Source organism: Polynucleobacter sp. TUM22923, assembly GCF_030295705.1.
In the GTDB taxonomy this organism is placed as follows: Bacteria; Pseudomonadota; Gammaproteobacteria; order Burkholderiales; family Burkholderiaceae; genus Polynucleobacter.
The window spans coordinates 1843822-1860127 of sequence record NZ_AP027274.1; the positions used below are offsets into that span (position 1 = coordinate 1843822).

Consider the following 16306-nt stretch of genomic DNA (forward strand, 5'->3'; position numbering starts at 1 on the left):
CTATGCTGCCTCTTTTGCTAAATTCATAAACAAAATGGATACTTGCGCTCCGACCACCACATCTGCCTGCATGCGATTACGGATTTCAATTTTGGCGCCATGATCATCCACTATTTTTTTCACAACTGCTAACCCCAATCCAGTACCTTTACTCTTAGTAGTCACATAAGGCTCGAATGCTCTAGCCAATATCTTAGCTGGAAATCCTGAACCGCAATCACTAATCGTCAAGCGTACTGCATTTTGGACGACATCATGAGATGCGCCATAAGGAACTAATTCTGTTTTCACTTCTACTGGCGCATTTTTCTGCCCCCCTTCCAGGGTGGCATCCTGCGCATTTTGTAAAAGGTTATGAACCACCTGCCTTAACTGCGTAGAGTCGCCCATAATATTTGGGCAGAGCGGATCGAGCTCGGTCTTTATAGGGCTACCCTCATATAGGCCCAAAATCTCCTGCGTAAGACTATTAATTGAAATCGCTTTTAATTGGGGCGTGGGTGTTTTAGCAAAGTCTCTAAAGTCGTTTACCATTTCTTTCATGGCTTGTACCTGACCAATGATGGTCTCAGTACTGCGATTCATCATTTCTTCCTGCTCTGGAGTAAGTTTGCCAGCCAGCTTATATTGCAACCTCTCTGCCGAGAGCTGAATGGGAGTCAGCGGATTCTTAATTTCATGAGCCAGGCGCCTAGCTACCTCGCTCCAAGCAATTGAACGTTGTGCACTGACGACATCGGTAATATCGTCAAATACCACCATCCGTAAATCAGGATTGAGCTCTGTACCACGCACAAATAAAGTTACGCCTAACTCATTCTCAAACTCATTAGTGCTTTGTAATTGAATCTGTTTTTGCCATACCTGACCAACCACTGGCTGGCTTGTCCCAACCAAATCACTATCGACACCAACCGCTAGTTTCATTGTGGCAAAGCCTTCTTTGATGGCTTCTTCAAACTCCAGCAGGGCAGGGCTATCACTTAATGGACGTCCACTGGCCTTAGTTAGGTCTTTCTTAAAAATACGATCTGCTCCAGCATTGCTTGAAACCACATTAAAGTCTTTATCAAAAATGCAAACGCCTGCAGTCAAGTTACCCAGCACTGTTTCTAGGAAAGACTTGGATTCTTGTAATGATGTTCTGGTATCGGCCAACTGGCGTGTCATCACATTAAATTGGCGCGTCAGCATGCCTAACTCATCGCCAGTATCTAACTCTGGCTTGGGCGAAAGGTCGCCCTGAGCGACGGCTTGCGTTCCTTTGAGCAGCATTAATAGTGGTCTTGCCAACTGACGACCTAATATCAGGGCCAAAGTAACCGCCACAAACAATGCAAAAAACAAGGTCAATGTCAGCGTGCCTACGAACATTTTTCGCAGACCAGTCCGCCCCAAAGACTTCTCTTGATAGTCACTATAGGCCGCCTGAACTGCTAAGGTATTTTTTGTAATGCCCTCAGGAACCGTTTTAATTAGCTGCAAGTACCAAAACTCTTTTTGATATTGCGCACTTAAACCGAATCCACGCGCACTAGTAGTGCGCTCTTTCAATAGGGGGATGACTACCCGTAGACGATATTCGGCGGGTCCGCCGTTTAGTAGGGGCTCATCAATGAATGCCGCGCCGCTAGCACTACTAGAGGCCTGCCTAATCACCTCTGAGCTAGGGGCTCCTGCTGGCTGCTTCACCGTATCTGATGTTGCCGTTACGACTACTGCTTGGCGACCATTAAAAATCGTAATTTCTTGAATTCCAAACTGATCGCGCATTCGTGAAATCAGCAAGGTTAACTCTGCCGGACTAGACGAGTTAGGCATGATTTGAATTTGGTTGGCAATAACCCTGCCTTCTTCTTGCAATTCTTGTAGTGAGGTGCTTAATGTCGCGCGGCCCAACTCCAAGCCAGCCTCAAGCGCAGACTCTACCTTGACGTCAAACCATGTTTCGATACTGCGAGAAACGAACTGCAAGGAAACGCTGTACAAAATTAACCCTGGCACAACACCAACTAAGGCAAAAATCATGGCGAGTTTTGCAATCAAGCGCGTACCAAATCGTCCCTTGTGCCATCGAATTGCGATGACGATCACCAGTGTCACAATCACCAAGGCAAGACAAATACCGATAGCCATATTGGCCGCATAAAGCCAAATAAAGTAATTATCAAAAAACTCTGTATTGGAGGACGCAATCGACAGCAACACCAATAACAATAGTGCAAATGTTCCTATAAGGCTTGCGGCAATCGGTAAGGCACGCCTTTTCCACGCCTCCTTTTCAGGGGTGCTCAGCCTAAAGAGGGGAATAGAAATTCTCATCGCTTAATGATGTTGGGGCCGTTTGGTAAAAACGGAACGCGAACCCAATCACTCGAAATATTCCAATCCCGATTATTTAGGGCGTTTACTTGAAAGGGTTTGGGGAGCTTGCTTAAGTCTAAGGACATTCTGACTGCCGCTGTATAAGACTTGCTCGAGTCTATTTGATTGTTATCAATTACCTTCCAGCCGCCAATAGTACCTACGGCCTGCAATGCTTCAACTATGGTCTTGGCGGAAAAAGTAAAACCCTCAGAGGCAATTCGATATTGTTGTGTAATTGGCTGATAAGAAAGGCGAGTCTGGCGCTGTGCAAGGGCTGGCCTCTCATCAAACCAATACCAACGTGCACGAGTGAGATCAAACTCTGTTTGAAAATAAAGCACCACTCCTTTTTGTACCGCGTCTTCTAACCCCGGAGTTAGCTCAATCTGAAATGCCGTGTTTAATAGCCAATCGTTTTCCACTCGCTCAAGTTCCAGCGCTTTAAGCTTGATTCCTTCTGCGCCTGCTGTGACTGAAAAAAAGCTCAGCACCAACAAAACGCAAAAGATGGCTTGATTAATGCGTTGGCTCATTACCCATTTTTCTTAAACAAGGCGTAGTAAAAACCATCATTGACCTCAGTCGGTAAGATTTGGCCAGGAGCCGGCAATCGCAATGCATCGACAAACTCGGCGGCAAACCAAGTTGCTTGATCTACCCCCTCTTCCGGAAATATCGAGCAGGTCACATACAATAAAAGGCCGCCTGGCTTAAGCATATTCCAAGCTTGGGTCAAAATCGCACGCTGACGTAACTGTAAGGCATGAATATCTGCCTCACGTCGCAAAAATGGAATATCAGGATGTCTGGCGACGATGCCTGATGCAGAACAGGGGGCATCGAGCAGTATTTTGTCAAACAGCGCACCATCCCACCATGCTGTTTTAGAAGCATCTCCACGAACAACCTTAACTGCGTCTGACTGCAGGCGTAAACGATCTAAATTTCCGCCAATTTTTCCAAGACGCGTGCCATCCAGCTCTAAGGCAATCATTTCGCATTGAGCCAATTCCAATAGGTGTGCCGTTTTTCCGCCAGGCGCAGCACAAGCATCCAAAACACGATCTCCCAGCTTTGGATCAAGCAATACCGCCGCAATCTGCGCGCCCGCATCTTGGACCGAAACGGCGCCGGTGTAAAAGCCTGGCAAATCGGATACAGGAACAGCCTCTCTTAATAGCAAAGCTGAGCTCAAGGCAATGCCTGCGATTTCAGTAATCGGTTCAGCTGTAATCCCCTCTTGCTGCAGTAGATCTTGATATTCCTGGCGCGTATGCTGCTGAGCATTGACACGCAAGATCAAGGGGGCGCGCTGAGCCTGCTGTATCAGCATTGCTTGCCATGCCTTAGGAAAATTCTTCTTAAGACTGGCTCGCCACCAAGGAGGGAAGAACATCGGAATTGGATCAGGCGGATAAGTGCCTTCACTCTGCGCCTGTATTTTAAGACTCACTTTACGCAATACCGCATTTACCAAACCCTTGGCATACATCGTTGGCTCATACTCACTACAAGCCTTTACCGATTGATCAACAATAGTGTGTGCTGGGTATCCCTTGCCACCTGTACTGCCCTGTAGAAATAAGGCAATCGTAACGCTAAGCAAATATTCAACTTCTGGTGGTGGCGCTTTCGGAATGTATTCCTTGATTAACTCATGACTTCTTACCCACTTCCGCAAAGCATCAAAAGTAAGGCTTTGAACGATCGGGCGCTCATGAGCATCTAGCTGATCGAGAACCTCGGTTAGCGATCTTCCAAGCATCACCTCGCCAACAGCTTGTGCAGAAATGGTGATGGCCTCAGATAAAGGGAGGCTATGTAATATTTTTTGATCAGTCAACACTATCTTTCTGAAACTGCATTATTTTTTCTTGCGACCGATAGGGGCTAAGACAAGCGCTTGCGCTTATTCTTTTCCCGCCGGGCTTTTGCATCTCTAAAACTTCAATGACGCCATCGCCACACTGAACAAATACACTACCATCGTCAATCTCCAGCACCTCGCCAGGATTTTTTGTTTGGGTGGCGGCTATTTTATTTGGCAAGCAGGCGCTCCAGAACTTTAATAGCTCGTGATTCAGGCTGCTAGTTGCCCCTGGAAATGGATTAAAGGCACGGATACGTCGTTCAATTTCGATAGCACTGAGCTGCCAGTTAATTGCCGCTTCGTTTTTAAGAATTTTGTTAGCATAGGTGACACCTTCAAGCGCCTGTGCAGCGCGCAGCAGCGGGGCGCCTTGCTCAATACTACTGAGTACCCGCAACATCAGATCCGAGCCCATGTCCGCCAGACGATCATGTAATGAGGCGCTTGTTTCCTGCGGTGAAATCGTCAGCTCGCCTACCAAGACTACATCGCCCGTGTCTAAGCCTGCATCCATTTGCATGATGCTGATACCCGTTTTGACATCACCACTCTCAATTGCGCGCTGAATGGGCGCTGCCCCACGCCAACGGGGCAATAGTGAGGCATGAATATTAAAGCAACCATGCCGATGGTTTTGTGACGCAAGGTCTAGGATTTCTTGGGGCAGAATCAAGCCATATGCGACCACTACCATTGCGTCAAACTCTAGTCCGGCAAGGTGCTGATATGTCTCTTGCGCCTCCGTGCTTTTTTTTACATCAACATGGTTACGCTTTAGTGTGAGGGGTTGCAGCACTGGTATTTTTCTTTTTAGTGCCTCTACTTTGGTTGGGCTTGCCTTTAAATGCATCCCTCTGCCCGCTCGTCGATCAGGCTGAGTTAGCACCAGCACAATTTCATGGCCTGCCGCCACTATAGCGCTCAGCGCATGAGCTGAAAATTCTGGAGTGCCTGCAAAAACAATTTTCATTGGGCGCTCAAGAATTTTCAATACGTTCTTTTGCGCGCTTTTTCATTTTGAGTGAAATACGATTGCGCTTCAGCATAGAAAGATACTCAACAAATACTTTTCCCTTGAGATGATCCATCTCGTGTTGCAAGCAAACCGCCAATAAGCCGTCTGCCTCTACTTCAAACTCTTTTCCATGCTCATCTAGCGCCTTGACTCGAACAACTGCGGGCCTATCCACATCATCGTAATACTCCGGCACCGACAGACATCCTTCGCGCCAAGATTTTTTTTCCGGGCTTGCCCAAACTAATTCTGGGTTGATGAACACCATCAACTCATTTTGGTTATCTGATACGTCAATAACAATAATCTGCTCATGAATGTCCACCTGTGTAGCAGCAAGACCAACACCGGGCGCGTCATACATCGTCTGAGCCATATCAATCACAATTTTTTTAATGCGTGCGTCAACCTGCGCTACAGGTTTAGCAAGCTTGTACAAGCGTGGGTCTGGGTAACAAATAACAGTTAATAGGGCCATATCGGAATTATCCAACAGAGTAATCAGACTGTCCTGATAGTTTGCACTTTCTTAATAGGGACAATTGCTTTATGCATCAAGCAAATAACCCTCAAATCATCTCGATTGAACGAAATAGCCCCCGATATCCAGTCCGGCTTCTTGATCTCAGCGACCCTCCGGATACGCTCTACTTATCTGGCGAGGTGTTCTGCCTCAATGCCCCAATGATCGCCATTGTCGGCTCGCGCAAACCTACTGCACAGGGCATTAAAAATGCGATTGACTTCTCTCAAGCCCTATCTAAAGCTGGATTTTTAGTTATCTCCGGCATGGCTCGCGGCATTGATGGTGCAGCCCATTCGGCCGCGCTTGGGCTTGGCATGGGTCACCCTACCGTAGCAGTTTGTGGAACGGGTTTAGATAGTGTGTATCCACCAGAGCACCATACCCTGGCCAAGTCTATCCGCCGGCAAGGTCTGCTGATATCAGAACTGGCGCCTGGAATCGGCCCAAAGCCCTATCATTTCCCCCGCCGCAATCGCATCATCGCCGCCTTATCGTTGGGGGTCGTAGTGGTAGAAGCTGCAGAGCGGTCCGGATCGCTCATCACCGCTAGATTGGCATGCGAGCTAGGAAGAGAGGTGTTTGCCATCCCGGGATCAATCCATAGCCCATTATCTAGGGGGTGCCATCAGTTAATTCAACAAGGGGCTAAATTGGTTCAAAATCCCGAAGATGTCCTGGTGGACTTGCAAATATATTCAAAAAACCTGTTTAAGAACGCTTAGATTGGGGATTCGAGAACAAATGCGCGATCTGTAATCCGCTTATGTCTGGCCTACATTTGCGTTTTTTGGACTTTTTTCAATTTATCGGTTAATAATAAATAAGGGGCAAAGATGACTAAAGTCTATTTTCCTTAATAAAAACACCATTTCCAGCTCAAATTTAGGCAAAAACGCGTGGCTACAAAAGCAACTACCAAAAAAAGCACCCCAAAGGTATCTTCGATAGATCACCCTAAATCCCTAATCATTGCGGAGAAGCCATCCGTTGCCAACGATATTGCCAAAGCATTGGGTGGTTTTACAAAATATGAAGATTATTTTGAAAGCGATGATTTTGTTATTTCGTCTGCAGTGGGTCACCTTTTAGAAATTGCAGCGCCAGAGGAGTTTGAGGTCAAGCGTGGCAAATGGTCTTTTGCAAATTTGCCCGTCGTACCCCCCTATTTTGATTTACGCCCGATTGTAAAAACAGAGTCTCGGCTCAAGGTTTTACAAAAACTCATTAAGCGTAAAGATATTAATGCGCTGATCAACGCCTGTGACGCGGGACGTGAAGGCGAGCTCATCTTTCGGTTGATAGCGCAGCATGCTAAAGCCCAACAGGCCGTGAAAAGACTATGGCTGCAATCTATGACGCCCGCGGCAATTCGTCAAGGTTTTGCATCACTACGTAGTGATGAGGAGATGAAGCCTTTAGCCGATGCTGCACGCTGTCGTTCTGAAGCGGATTGGTTGGTTGGGATTAACGGTACCCGCGCCATGACTGCTTTTAATAGCAAAAGTGGAGGCTTCTTCTTAACGACAGTAGGGCGAGTTCAAACACCAACTCTTTCTATTGTTGTTGAGCGTGAAGAGCTCATTCGTAAATTTATATCTAAAGATTATTGGGAAGTGAAGGCCGAGTTTATTGCTGCGGCTGGCGTTTATGAAGGTCGTTGGTTTGACCCTAAGTTCAAAAAAGATGCTGCCAGTCCCGAGGCTCGCGAAAATCGACTTTGGAGTGAAGCAGCGGCACAAAGTATTGTGGCGGCGTGTCGAGATAAAAAGGCAAGCGTCAAGGAAGAATCAAAACCCGCCACTCAATTGGCACCACAACTATTTGATTTAACTAGCCTGCAACGCGAAGCAAATGCACGCTTTGGCTTCTCTGCAAAAAATACGCTGGGCTTAGCGCAAGCACTTTACGAGCGCCATAAGGTGCTGACCTATCCACGTACTGATGCAAAAGCGCTGCCGGAAGATTACTTAGAAACCGTCAAGCAGACGATGGAGAATTTAGTTGAGAATTCTCAGGAATATCGCTCCTTTGCTAAAACAATTTTGCAAGGCGACCCCAAAGATTCAAAGGCGGGCTATGGTTGGATCAGGCCTAATAAACGTATTTTTGATAACTCTAAAATTTCAGATCACTTTGCGATCATTCCCACTTTAGAGTCACCTAAAACCTTAAGCGAGCCCGAACAAAAGTTATATGACTTAGTGGTGCGGCGCTTCTTGGCGGTCTTTTATCCTGCAGCAGAATTCCGCGTAACCACGCGTATTACCGAAGCCTCCGGACACCACTTTAAAACAGAGGGTCGCGTTCTAGTTAATCCAGGATGGCTGACGGTTTATGGAAGATCTACTCAAGCAGATGACGAGCTCGTTGCAGTACAAGAGGGTGAAACTGTTCAAAATGAATCCATTGCTGCGCTAGCCCTAAAAACTAAACCGCCAGCTAGATATACAGAAGCAACCCTTCTTTCTGCGATGGAAAGTGCGGGTAAGTGGGTTGATGATGAGGACATGCGTGAAGCCATGGCTGAAAAAGGTCTCGGTACACCTGCAACCCGCGCCGCCATTATTGAAGGCTTGCTTGCAGAGCGCTACATGGTACGTGAAGCGCGCGAACTTATTCCTACTGCCAAAGCCTTTCAGTTAATGACGCTCTTACGCGGCCTTGATGTTGAGGAATTAACTCGACCAGACTTGACGGGTAGCTGGGAAAATAAGCTGGCACTGATCGAGCGCGGCGAAATGAATCGCGACACTTTCATGCAAGAAATTGCACAAATGACACAGCGCATTGTTAAGCGCGCCAAGGAATACGATAACGATACGATCCCGGGCGATTATGCAACGATGTCAACACCTTGCCCACACTGTAAGGGATCTATTAAAGAAAATTACCGTCGCTTTGCCTGCGAAAAGTGCGGTTTCACTATCAGTAAAACACCGGGTGGGCGTGCATTTGAGTACCCCGAAGTAGAAGAACTATTGCGTGAAAAAACAATCGGCCCTCTACAAGGATTCCGCAGCAAAATGGGCAGGCCATTTGCTGCCATTATTAAGTTGAGTGAAATTCCAGAGGATGATGCTGACTATCCTAATGCCGGCTTTAAGTTGGAGTTTGATTTTGGCAACAGTCAAGAAGATGAATCTGAAGCGATTGACTTTACTGGTCGTCAAGCTCTAGGGGTGTGCCCAAAATGCGCTGGCGCTGTGTATGAAGATGGTATGCGTTACTTATGCGAAAAAAATACTGGGCCTGATAAATCGTGCGACTTTAAAACAGGTAAGGTAGTTTTACAGCAAGAGATTTCTACAGAGCAAGTTCAGAAATTACTCAGTGAAGGCAAAACGGATTTACTGACGAACTTTAAATCTAACCGTACTGGAAGAGGCTTTAAGGCTTATTTAGCACTAGGCACTGATGGCAAGATTGGCTTTGAATTCGAAGCAAAGGCGCCTAAAGCTGTGGGTGCTACTAAGGGCACGGCTAAGGCTCCCGCAAAGAAGCGCGCTGGCGCGAGCGCAGCGACCAAATCAGCCGCAAAGCCCAAGCGTGTCAGCAAAGCAAAATCGTCGTCTAGCACTTGAGCGGTAATTAGCTTCGCCGCCAAAGCAGACCAAAGAATTCCTCTTGACCCCAGGGCTGTTGCCATAAATATCCCTGGGCGTTGAGTGAGGGCGCCAATAATTGGCAAGCGATCACCAGCCACGCAACGAATGCCAACAAACCTTTCCTGTTTTTGTAGTGCTTGCTCGTCTCCCTCTTCATAAGCGATCAAGCCCTTTGCTTGTTTGCGATTGAATTCATCGCTCGAGTCCCAAGCCTGTAAATCATCTACACCCTCATCAAAGCTAGAGCCAACCGCCCAACAATAATTTCCATTGCTTAATTTTTGTGATGGCAAGCAATAGCCCTCACCCGAGATTGCGGTCTTGGGTAACTTCGTGGCCCAGGGGGTGTCTTGTGCAACTGAAAATATACTTAACTGTCCTCGCACCGGCCTCAGAGGTAGGCGCACACCAATACTGGCGGCTAAGCCTTTGCTTTGGACTGCCGCTGCAATAATTACTTTTTTTGCAAAAAGAATAGGCTCATTTTGATCATTCATCAAAGCCCAAGCGTCTCCATCTTTTATCAAATGAGAAACACTTGTGTCCCACTGGGTGCTTAATTTTGGATGGGCCTTTAGCAATGCACTTGTTGCCGTTGCTAAATCTAATGAAGCGCCTCGTGGAAGCCAAATTCCGTTTTGCTCAATTCCACAAGCCTTCATCGCTTCGCCTGCTGGTAAGGCTTGCGCCATCTCCTCATCTAGCCCTAGATCACGTAGGTGACTAGCCACCTCTTCACGTTTGAAAATTTTACCTTTTTTTGCTGGCTGAAATACACCATGCTGATTCCAAACATGGCCCCAGCGGGCCTCTGCCATTAAAAAAGCAATGCGTGTTAGGCGGAGTAGGCGTGGAGCGCCCTTACCTACATGCGGGTGCGCAATGGCATGTCGATGACTTGAACATTGTGTGGCAGGTAGTGAGGCAGCATCAATTACACAAACAGATTGGCCACGCTCAAGCAGCTCTCGGGCAATGGCTGCCCCTGCAATACCAGCCCCAACCACCACGATGTCATGGTGTTGGGGTGCAATCATTAAATAAAAAAGCTCTAAGGAATATAAGTAAATTACTTAAAGGCTTTTAGGCGCTTAATCGTTTCTCAATATTGCCACGTACTTCAATTAACTCTTTTGGTACCCGATCGCCAAGGTGCGCAAATAACTCAGAGTGTAGTTTTAATTCTTCCTTCCATTCATCGGCAGCAACTTCAATTGCTTTTCCAAATTTTTCAACGGAAAAATCAAGGCCATCCCATTTCAAATCGGCATGCTCAGGGCAAATACCAAAAACAGTTTCTTCGCCTTTAGCTGTGCCTTCTGCGCGCCCCAGAATCCAGGAAAGCACTCTCATATTTTCACCGAAGCCAGGCCAAACGAACTTACCATCTTCGTCCTTGCGGAACCAGTTCACACAATAAATTTTAGGCAATACAGCGCCCTCAGCGGCAAGCTTTTTACCAATGTTAAGCCAATGCTGGAAGTAATCACTCATGTTGTAGCCAGCAAAAGCAATCATTGCAAATGGGTCTCGACGAACCACCCCAATCTGACCGGTAATTGCTGCCGTTGTCTCAGAACCCATCGTGGCTGCCATATAGACGCCCTCCACCCAATCACGTGCCTCACTCACCAATGGCACTGTATTTGAGCGGCGACCGCCGAATAAAAACGCGTCAATTGCAACGCCTTCAGGATCATCCCAGTTAGGATCAACCGCCGGGTTATTGGTGGCGGCTACAGTAAAGCGCGAGTTTGCATGTGCCGCTTTGCGTCCCGCTAAGCCATCGGCAGGCGTCCAATCTTTGCCTTGCCAGTCAATTAGATGAGCTGGGGGTGTTTCAGTTAAGCCCTCCCACCAAACATCACCATCGTCGGTTAATCCAACGTTTGTAAAAATAACGTCGCTATTTAAAGAGTCCAAGCAGTTTGGGTTCGTCAAGCGATTTGTTCCTGGTGCCACACCAAAGTAGCCAGACTCTGGGTTGATAGCAAACAAGCGTGTCTTGCCAGTGACAGAATCTTTGCGAGGTTTGATCCAAGCAATGTCATCACCAACGGTAGTAACTTTCCAGCCCTCAAATCCCTTTGGAGGAATCATCATAGAGAAGTTGGTTTTGCCGCAGGCCGATGGAAAGGCTGCAGCGATATGGTATTTCTTGCCTTCGGGCGAAGTCACGCCCAAGATCAACATGTGTTCTGCTAACCAGCCTTGATCGCGCCCCATATTGGATGCGATGCGCAAGGCAAAACATTTTTTGCCTAAGAGTGCGTTGCCGCCATAGCCCGAGCCAAAAGACCAAATTTCTCGTGTCTCTGGGTAGTGGACAATATATTTAGTCTTATTGTTAGGCCACAAGACGTCCTTCTCGCCAGCTACCAATGGTTTGCCTACAGTGTGAACACAGGGCACAAATTCACCATCTACACCCAATTGATCAATAACTGCTTTACCCATACGGGTCATAAGACGCATGTTGATTGCTACGTATGGGCTATCAGACAACTCAACACCTATATGAGCAATGGGAGACCCGATTGGGCCCATGGAAAATGGCACAACATACATTGTTCTGCCACGCATGCAGCCATCAAACAATGGGTTTAATGTAGCGCGCATTTCGCTTGGCTCCACCCAATTATTAGTTGGGCCTGCATCATCCTTGTTTGCAGAACAAATATAGGTTCTGTCCTCTACCCGAGCTACGTCATCTGGATCAGAAAGAGCTAAAAAAGCATTTTTTCGTTTCGCTGGATTAAGACGCTTAAAAACGCCAGCGCTCACCAACAGCTCACAGAATTCATCATATTCAGCCTGAGAACCATCGCACCAACGAATACTATCCGGCTTGGTTAAGGAGGCGATATCCGCGACCCACTGAATCAGTTGCTGATTTTTTACATACTCTGGTGCATTCGCCACATTGGTAGTCATGAGAATCCTAAATTGAAATAATTTTGATTGTGAATTTTAACATTTATGGCACATTTGAAGGTGCGCACCTAGGCTAGCGCTACCCTTATTTTCCAATGCAAAATTGGCTAAATATCTTACCCAAAAGGTCGTCTGGAAGTAATTTACCGGTAATTCTTCCCAGCTGATCCTGGGCCAAACGAAGCTCTTCTGCAAACAACTCCAGCGAAATGTTGCCATTAGCGGCAAACTGCTCGGAATGCTCCAGGTGCTCCAAGGCCCTATTAAGGCAATCTAAGTGTCGGCCACGCGCAATGATGATGCCCTCCTGCGACCCGCCCCAACCTACGGCTACCAAAATGCTTTGTTTTAAATCCTCAATTCCAGCACCTGTTTTGGCTGAGATATGGAGTGCCTTGTGAGTGCTTGTGGGCACAGGGTTCGTCAGTAAGTCAGCTTTATTATTAATCTCCAATACGGGGCATCTTGGGGGTATTGCTGTCAATATTTGCTCCTTAAGGCTTTGGCTCGCTGGATCCAAAAATACCTCTGGGGAGGTGGGGTCTTTTAGAAGTAACACCAAGTCCGCTGTCCTAATTGCCTCCCAGGATCTTTCAATCCCCTTTGCCTCAACCACATCTTGTGTTGCACGCAATCCCGCAGTGTCAATAATATGTAAAGGGATGCCGCCTATCTTGATACTTTCTTTCACTCGATCTCGTGTGGTTCCGGCAATGGGAGTAACAATAGCAATCTCCTCGCCTGCAAGGCGGTTTAACAGGGAGCTTTTGCCTACATTAGGGGCTCCAGCTAACACTATCCGAATGCCATCCCGCAGTATCTTGCCTTGTTTTGCGCCGTTAACTAGCGAATGTATTTGTCCCATGACGACCTTCAGTCGATCGCGCGCATGGGCGTTTTCTAAAAATTCAATCTCCTCCTCAGGAAAGTCCAAAGTGGATTCCACTAGGATTCTTAGCTGGGTAATTTCCTCAATCAAAGCGTTGATATCGCGCGAGAACTCACCCTGCAGAGAGCGCGCTGCGCCGCGAACTGCAGCCTCGCTCTGAGCATCAATCAAGTCAGCAATTGCCTCTGCTTGCGCTAAATCGATTTTATTATTTAAATAAGCCCGCAAACTGAACTCGCCGGGCTCTGCAATTTCTAAGCCCTGGTCTTTGCTTAATTCAAGGCACCGCTTCATTACTAAATCAAGAAGCTCTGGGCCGCCATGGCATTGCAACTCCAAAACATCCTCGCCCGTAAAGGACTGAGGGGCCGCAAAATAAATGGCAATAAGCTGGTCTATTACTGCGCCCTGACCATCTCTTAAATTCAAAAGATTTGCATGACGGGGTAAAAGTTGCTTTTGAAATAATGCCTGCATGATTGGCAGTAATTTTGCCCCGCTAATGCGGACAATGCCAATGCCTGCTTTGCCTGGAGCCGTGGCAACCGCAATGATGGGGATCTTTCTAGTCATCATTGCGGTAGGTTGTCGATCGATACTTACCAAATAATTATTTGGTGAGCTTCTTTCCAAACATTTGATTAATCTGCCATTGCTGTGCAATTGAGAGAAGGTTGTTTACTACCCAGTAAAGTACCAAGCCTGCGGGGAAAAAGAAGAACATCACCGAGAAGACTAGGGGCATGTACATCATTATTTTTGCCTGCACAGGATCTGGTGGAGTTGGATTTAATTTTGTTTGTACAAACATCGATGCCGCCATGATGATGGGCAAAATATAATACGGATCAGGAACTGATAAGTCATGGATCCATAAAACCCAAGGCGCGTTACGCATTTCCACTGATGAAAGCAAGACCCAATACAAAGAAATAAATACTGGAATTTGAATGACTACGGGCAAGCACCCACCCAGTGGGTTGATTTTTTCCTTGCGGTACATCTCCATCATTGCCTGGTTTAACTTTTGTGGCTCACCCTTGTATTGCTCTTTCATTAACAACAAACGTGGCTGCACTTCTTTCATGCGCGCCATTGATTTATAGCTGGCGGCAGATAAAGGAAAGAACACAAGCTTAATCAAAATCGTAAGGAGAATAATTGACCAACCCCAGTTTCCTACATAAGCATGAATATTTTCAAGCAACCAAAAAATAGGTTTTGCCAGAATGGTTAGATAGCCATAATCCTTTAACAGCGCAAACCCAGGCGCAATTGTTTCTAAAAGGCTTTCTTCTTGTGGGCCAACAAATAGTCTTGCTTTTTCAATAACAACGGTGCCTGGCGCGACTACACCTAATGGTGTTTGCATGCCAATTCGATATAGGTTGTTGTCAATTTTTCCCGCATAAATATCGCGAGCTGTTTTGTCACCAGGGATCCACGCGCTGGCAAAGTAGTGCTGAACCATCGCAATCCAGGCTGGATCGCCTGCTGCAACCTGAGTCGGAATGGTAATTTTGTTTTTATCGATTGCTGTAAATTCTAATTTATTGAATTTCTCTTTTTCGGTATATACGGCTGGACCAGTAAAGGTACTTGCGGAGAAGGCGCCATCGAAAGGACCGATTTTTTGCTCTTGAGCACCATCACGCACCAACTCGGTATAAAGCACGATGGGGTTTGTATTGGCGCCCGCTTGAGTAACTCGGTGACTAATGTCCACTACGTAGCTGCCGGAATTTAATGTAAACGTCTTTTCAAGCTTGGTGCCATTGCGCTCGCTCGATAAAATAGCGAAAGACCTGCCCGAGCCATCCTTGCCGGACTGAATTAATTTAAATGTGCTTGTGTGATTTGGTAGGTCAGCATTACCTAAAGTGATTAAGCCTGAACGTGCAAGGTATTTGTGTGTTGGTGTGTACTGAAACAATTCAACCGGTTTATTTTCTGCGGTCAACTGTTTGGGCAACTTTGCATCAATGATGTTTGCGCCAATTGCGCTAATTTCTAAAACTAACACATCATTTTGTAAGGTGAATTTTTCAGCTGCTTCAATTCCACCGGCAATAGGGTTGCTCGCCTGGTTCGGTGCAGCTAAGTTTTCACTTTGCAATACTCTAGGAGTATCAATACTAGTTTGTTGTACTTTTTTATCAATGGCTGCATTGTTGGTTTGCGACCCCCCAAATAGGGACGGCTTGCCTTCATGAACCTGCCAATTGTTGTAGAGCATAAGGCCAGCCATTGAGAAGACTGCCCAGAGAATCGTTTTTTTGAAGTCCATTTGTGCTCAATCAGTAAGGGGTTGTTTTTTTACTGCGGGATCATAGCCGCCACAAGACCATGGGTTACAGCGTAAAACACGCATGGTTGTGAGGCCTGCGCTTTTAAAAAATCCATAGTGGGCAAAGCAGTCGCATGCATATTGGGAGCAGGTGGGCTCAAATTTACAGTGCGCCCCCAAAAAAGGGCTTAATGCAACTTGATATACCCGAAGTAATTTAATTGCAATCTTGTTTAATAAATACATACTAGATTAACGCCGTGATTTGAGTGCGCATGATGACTTGCTCTTTTTTTCTGAGCTTGCCGCGAGTTTCTCTACCAATGGGCTTTTTTAACTTCATCACGACATCGCCGATAGGCGCAGCTAATTGGGCATTGCGCACATGCTCACGAATCATGCGTTTTAGTTTATTGCGATCTACAGCACGTTTAGCTAATTTCTTAGCGACCGCAACACCTAAATCCGACCTTACACCTGGATTTTTCTCAACCAAATACAAGCCCCAATAAAAACTAGTCTTAGGGCGTGTTTTTAGTAGCTCCGAGATCCTGGCGCTGTTCAAAGGCTGCGTTAAACAGCTAAGCGTTTGCGACCTTTTGCGCGGCGAGCGTTAAGTACTGCGCGCCCGCTTTTGGTTTTCATACGAATACGAAATCCGTGTGTGCGTTTACGACGTGTTACTGAGGGTTGGTATGTTCTTTTCATGATTCATCCTGCAAAACCACTTATTTTCCTCGCTGCCAGTCAAAAGGTCAACCAATGTCAGCAAATATATTGTTAATTTCTTTGGCTTTATTGGTTAAAACTGGT

The 16306-nt window shown here is 46.6% G+C and carries 13 protein-coding genes and 1 pseudogene; 2 read left to right on the forward strand and 12 right to left on the reverse strand.

Translation table 11 applies throughout. The annotated features are described in order from the left end of the window. Genes QUD86_RS09430 through def form a run of 5 tightly spaced genes read right to left on the reverse strand, consistent with a single transcriptional unit; the run spans position 1 to position 5730 of the window. Positions 1–2322, reverse strand: a complete 2322-nt coding sequence (locus tag QUD86_RS09430) for a sensor histidine kinase (protein WP_286296984.1) — start codon at positions 2320–2322, stop codon at positions 1–3. Beyond that, on the reverse strand, positions 2319–2900 hold the full coding sequence (locus tag QUD86_RS09435; RefSeq protein ID WP_286296985.1) for a DUF4390 domain-containing protein: 582 nt from the start codon (positions 2898–2900) through the stop codon (positions 2319–2321). The genes QUD86_RS09430 and QUD86_RS09435 overlap by 4 nt, the downstream gene beginning before the upstream one ends. Next, positions 2900–4210: a 16S rRNA (cytosine(967)-C(5))-methyltransferase RsmB gene (gene rsmB, locus QUD86_RS09440; protein WP_502928868.1), complete on the reverse strand. Its 1311-nt coding sequence runs from the start codon at positions 4208–4210 to the stop codon at positions 2900–2902. The genes QUD86_RS09435 and rsmB overlap by 1 nt, the downstream gene beginning before the upstream one ends. Beyond that, positions 4203–5207: a methionyl-tRNA formyltransferase gene (gene fmt, locus QUD86_RS09445; RefSeq protein WP_286296987.1), complete on the reverse strand. Its 1005-nt coding sequence runs from the start codon at positions 5205–5207 to the stop codon at positions 4203–4205. The genes rsmB and fmt overlap by 8 nt, the downstream gene beginning before the upstream one ends. 7 nt (positions 5208–5214) lie before the next feature. Further along, positions 5215–5730, reverse strand: a complete 516-nt coding sequence (def, locus tag QUD86_RS09450) for a peptide deformylase (RefSeq protein WP_286296988.1) — start codon at positions 5728–5730, stop codon at positions 5215–5217. A 71-nt stretch (positions 5731–5801) separates the two neighbouring features. On the opposite strand from def, the gene dprA reads away from it, so the two are divergent. Together dprA and QUD86_RS09460 are read left to right on the forward strand one after the other, a co-directional pair. Beyond that, positions 5802–6500 carry a DNA-processing protein DprA gene (dprA, locus tag QUD86_RS09455; protein ID WP_286296989.1) on the forward strand — a complete coding sequence of 233 codons (699 nt, stop codon included), beginning with the start codon at positions 5802–5804 and terminating at the stop codon, positions 6498–6500. A gap of 174 nt (positions 6501–6674) precedes the next feature. Next, on the forward strand, positions 6675–9359 hold the full coding sequence (locus QUD86_RS09460) for a DNA topoisomerase III (RefSeq protein WP_286296990.1): 2685 nt from the start codon (positions 6675–6677) through the stop codon (positions 9357–9359). A gap of 59 nt (positions 9360–9418) precedes the next feature. Here QUD86_RS09460 and mnmC1 read toward each other — a convergent pair. The 7 genes and pseudogenes from mnmC1 to rpmH all read right to left on the reverse strand — a co-directional run. Continuing rightward, positions 9419–10420: pseudogene (mnmC1, locus tag QUD86_RS09465) on the reverse strand (FAD-dependent 5-carboxymethylaminomethyl-2-thiouridine(34) oxidoreductase MnmC1); the annotation flags it as partial. A gap of 46 nt (positions 10421–10466) precedes the next feature. Next, positions 10467–12317, reverse strand: coding sequence for a phosphoenolpyruvate carboxykinase (GTP) (locus QUD86_RS09470; protein WP_286296991.1), 1851 nt, complete (start codon positions 12315–12317; stop codon positions 10467–10469). A gap of 85 nt (positions 12318–12402) precedes the next feature. Further along, a complete protein-coding gene (gene mnmE, locus QUD86_RS09475) occupies positions 12403–13779 on the reverse strand; it encodes a tRNA uridine-5-carboxymethylaminomethyl(34) synthesis GTPase MnmE (protein WP_286298773.1) in 1377 nt (458 codons plus the stop codon). A 37-nt stretch (positions 13780–13816) separates the two neighbouring features. Then, positions 13817–15493: a membrane protein insertase YidC gene (yidC, locus tag QUD86_RS09480; protein WP_286296992.1), complete on the reverse strand. Its 1677-nt coding sequence runs from the start codon at positions 15491–15493 to the stop codon at positions 13817–13819. Between the two features lie 6 nt (positions 15494–15499). Further along, positions 15500–15739: a membrane protein insertion efficiency factor YidD gene (yidD, locus tag QUD86_RS09485; RefSeq protein ID WP_286296993.1), complete on the reverse strand. Its 240-nt coding sequence runs from the start codon at positions 15737–15739 to the stop codon at positions 15500–15502. Position 15740: 1 nt separating this feature from the next. Beyond that, positions 15741–16058 (reverse strand): ribonuclease P protein component, encoded by a 318-nt coding sequence (locus QUD86_RS09490; protein WP_286296994.1) that lies wholly within the window; start codon positions 16056–16058, stop codon positions 15741–15743. 8 nt (positions 16059–16066) lie between these two features. Continuing rightward, the gene (gene rpmH, locus QUD86_RS09495) at positions 16067–16201 is read right to left on the reverse strand and encodes a 50S ribosomal protein L34 (protein WP_011903922.1); all 135 of its coding nucleotides are present in this window, start codon (positions 16199–16201) and stop codon (positions 16067–16069) included. Positions 16202–16306 lie beyond the last annotated feature (105 nt).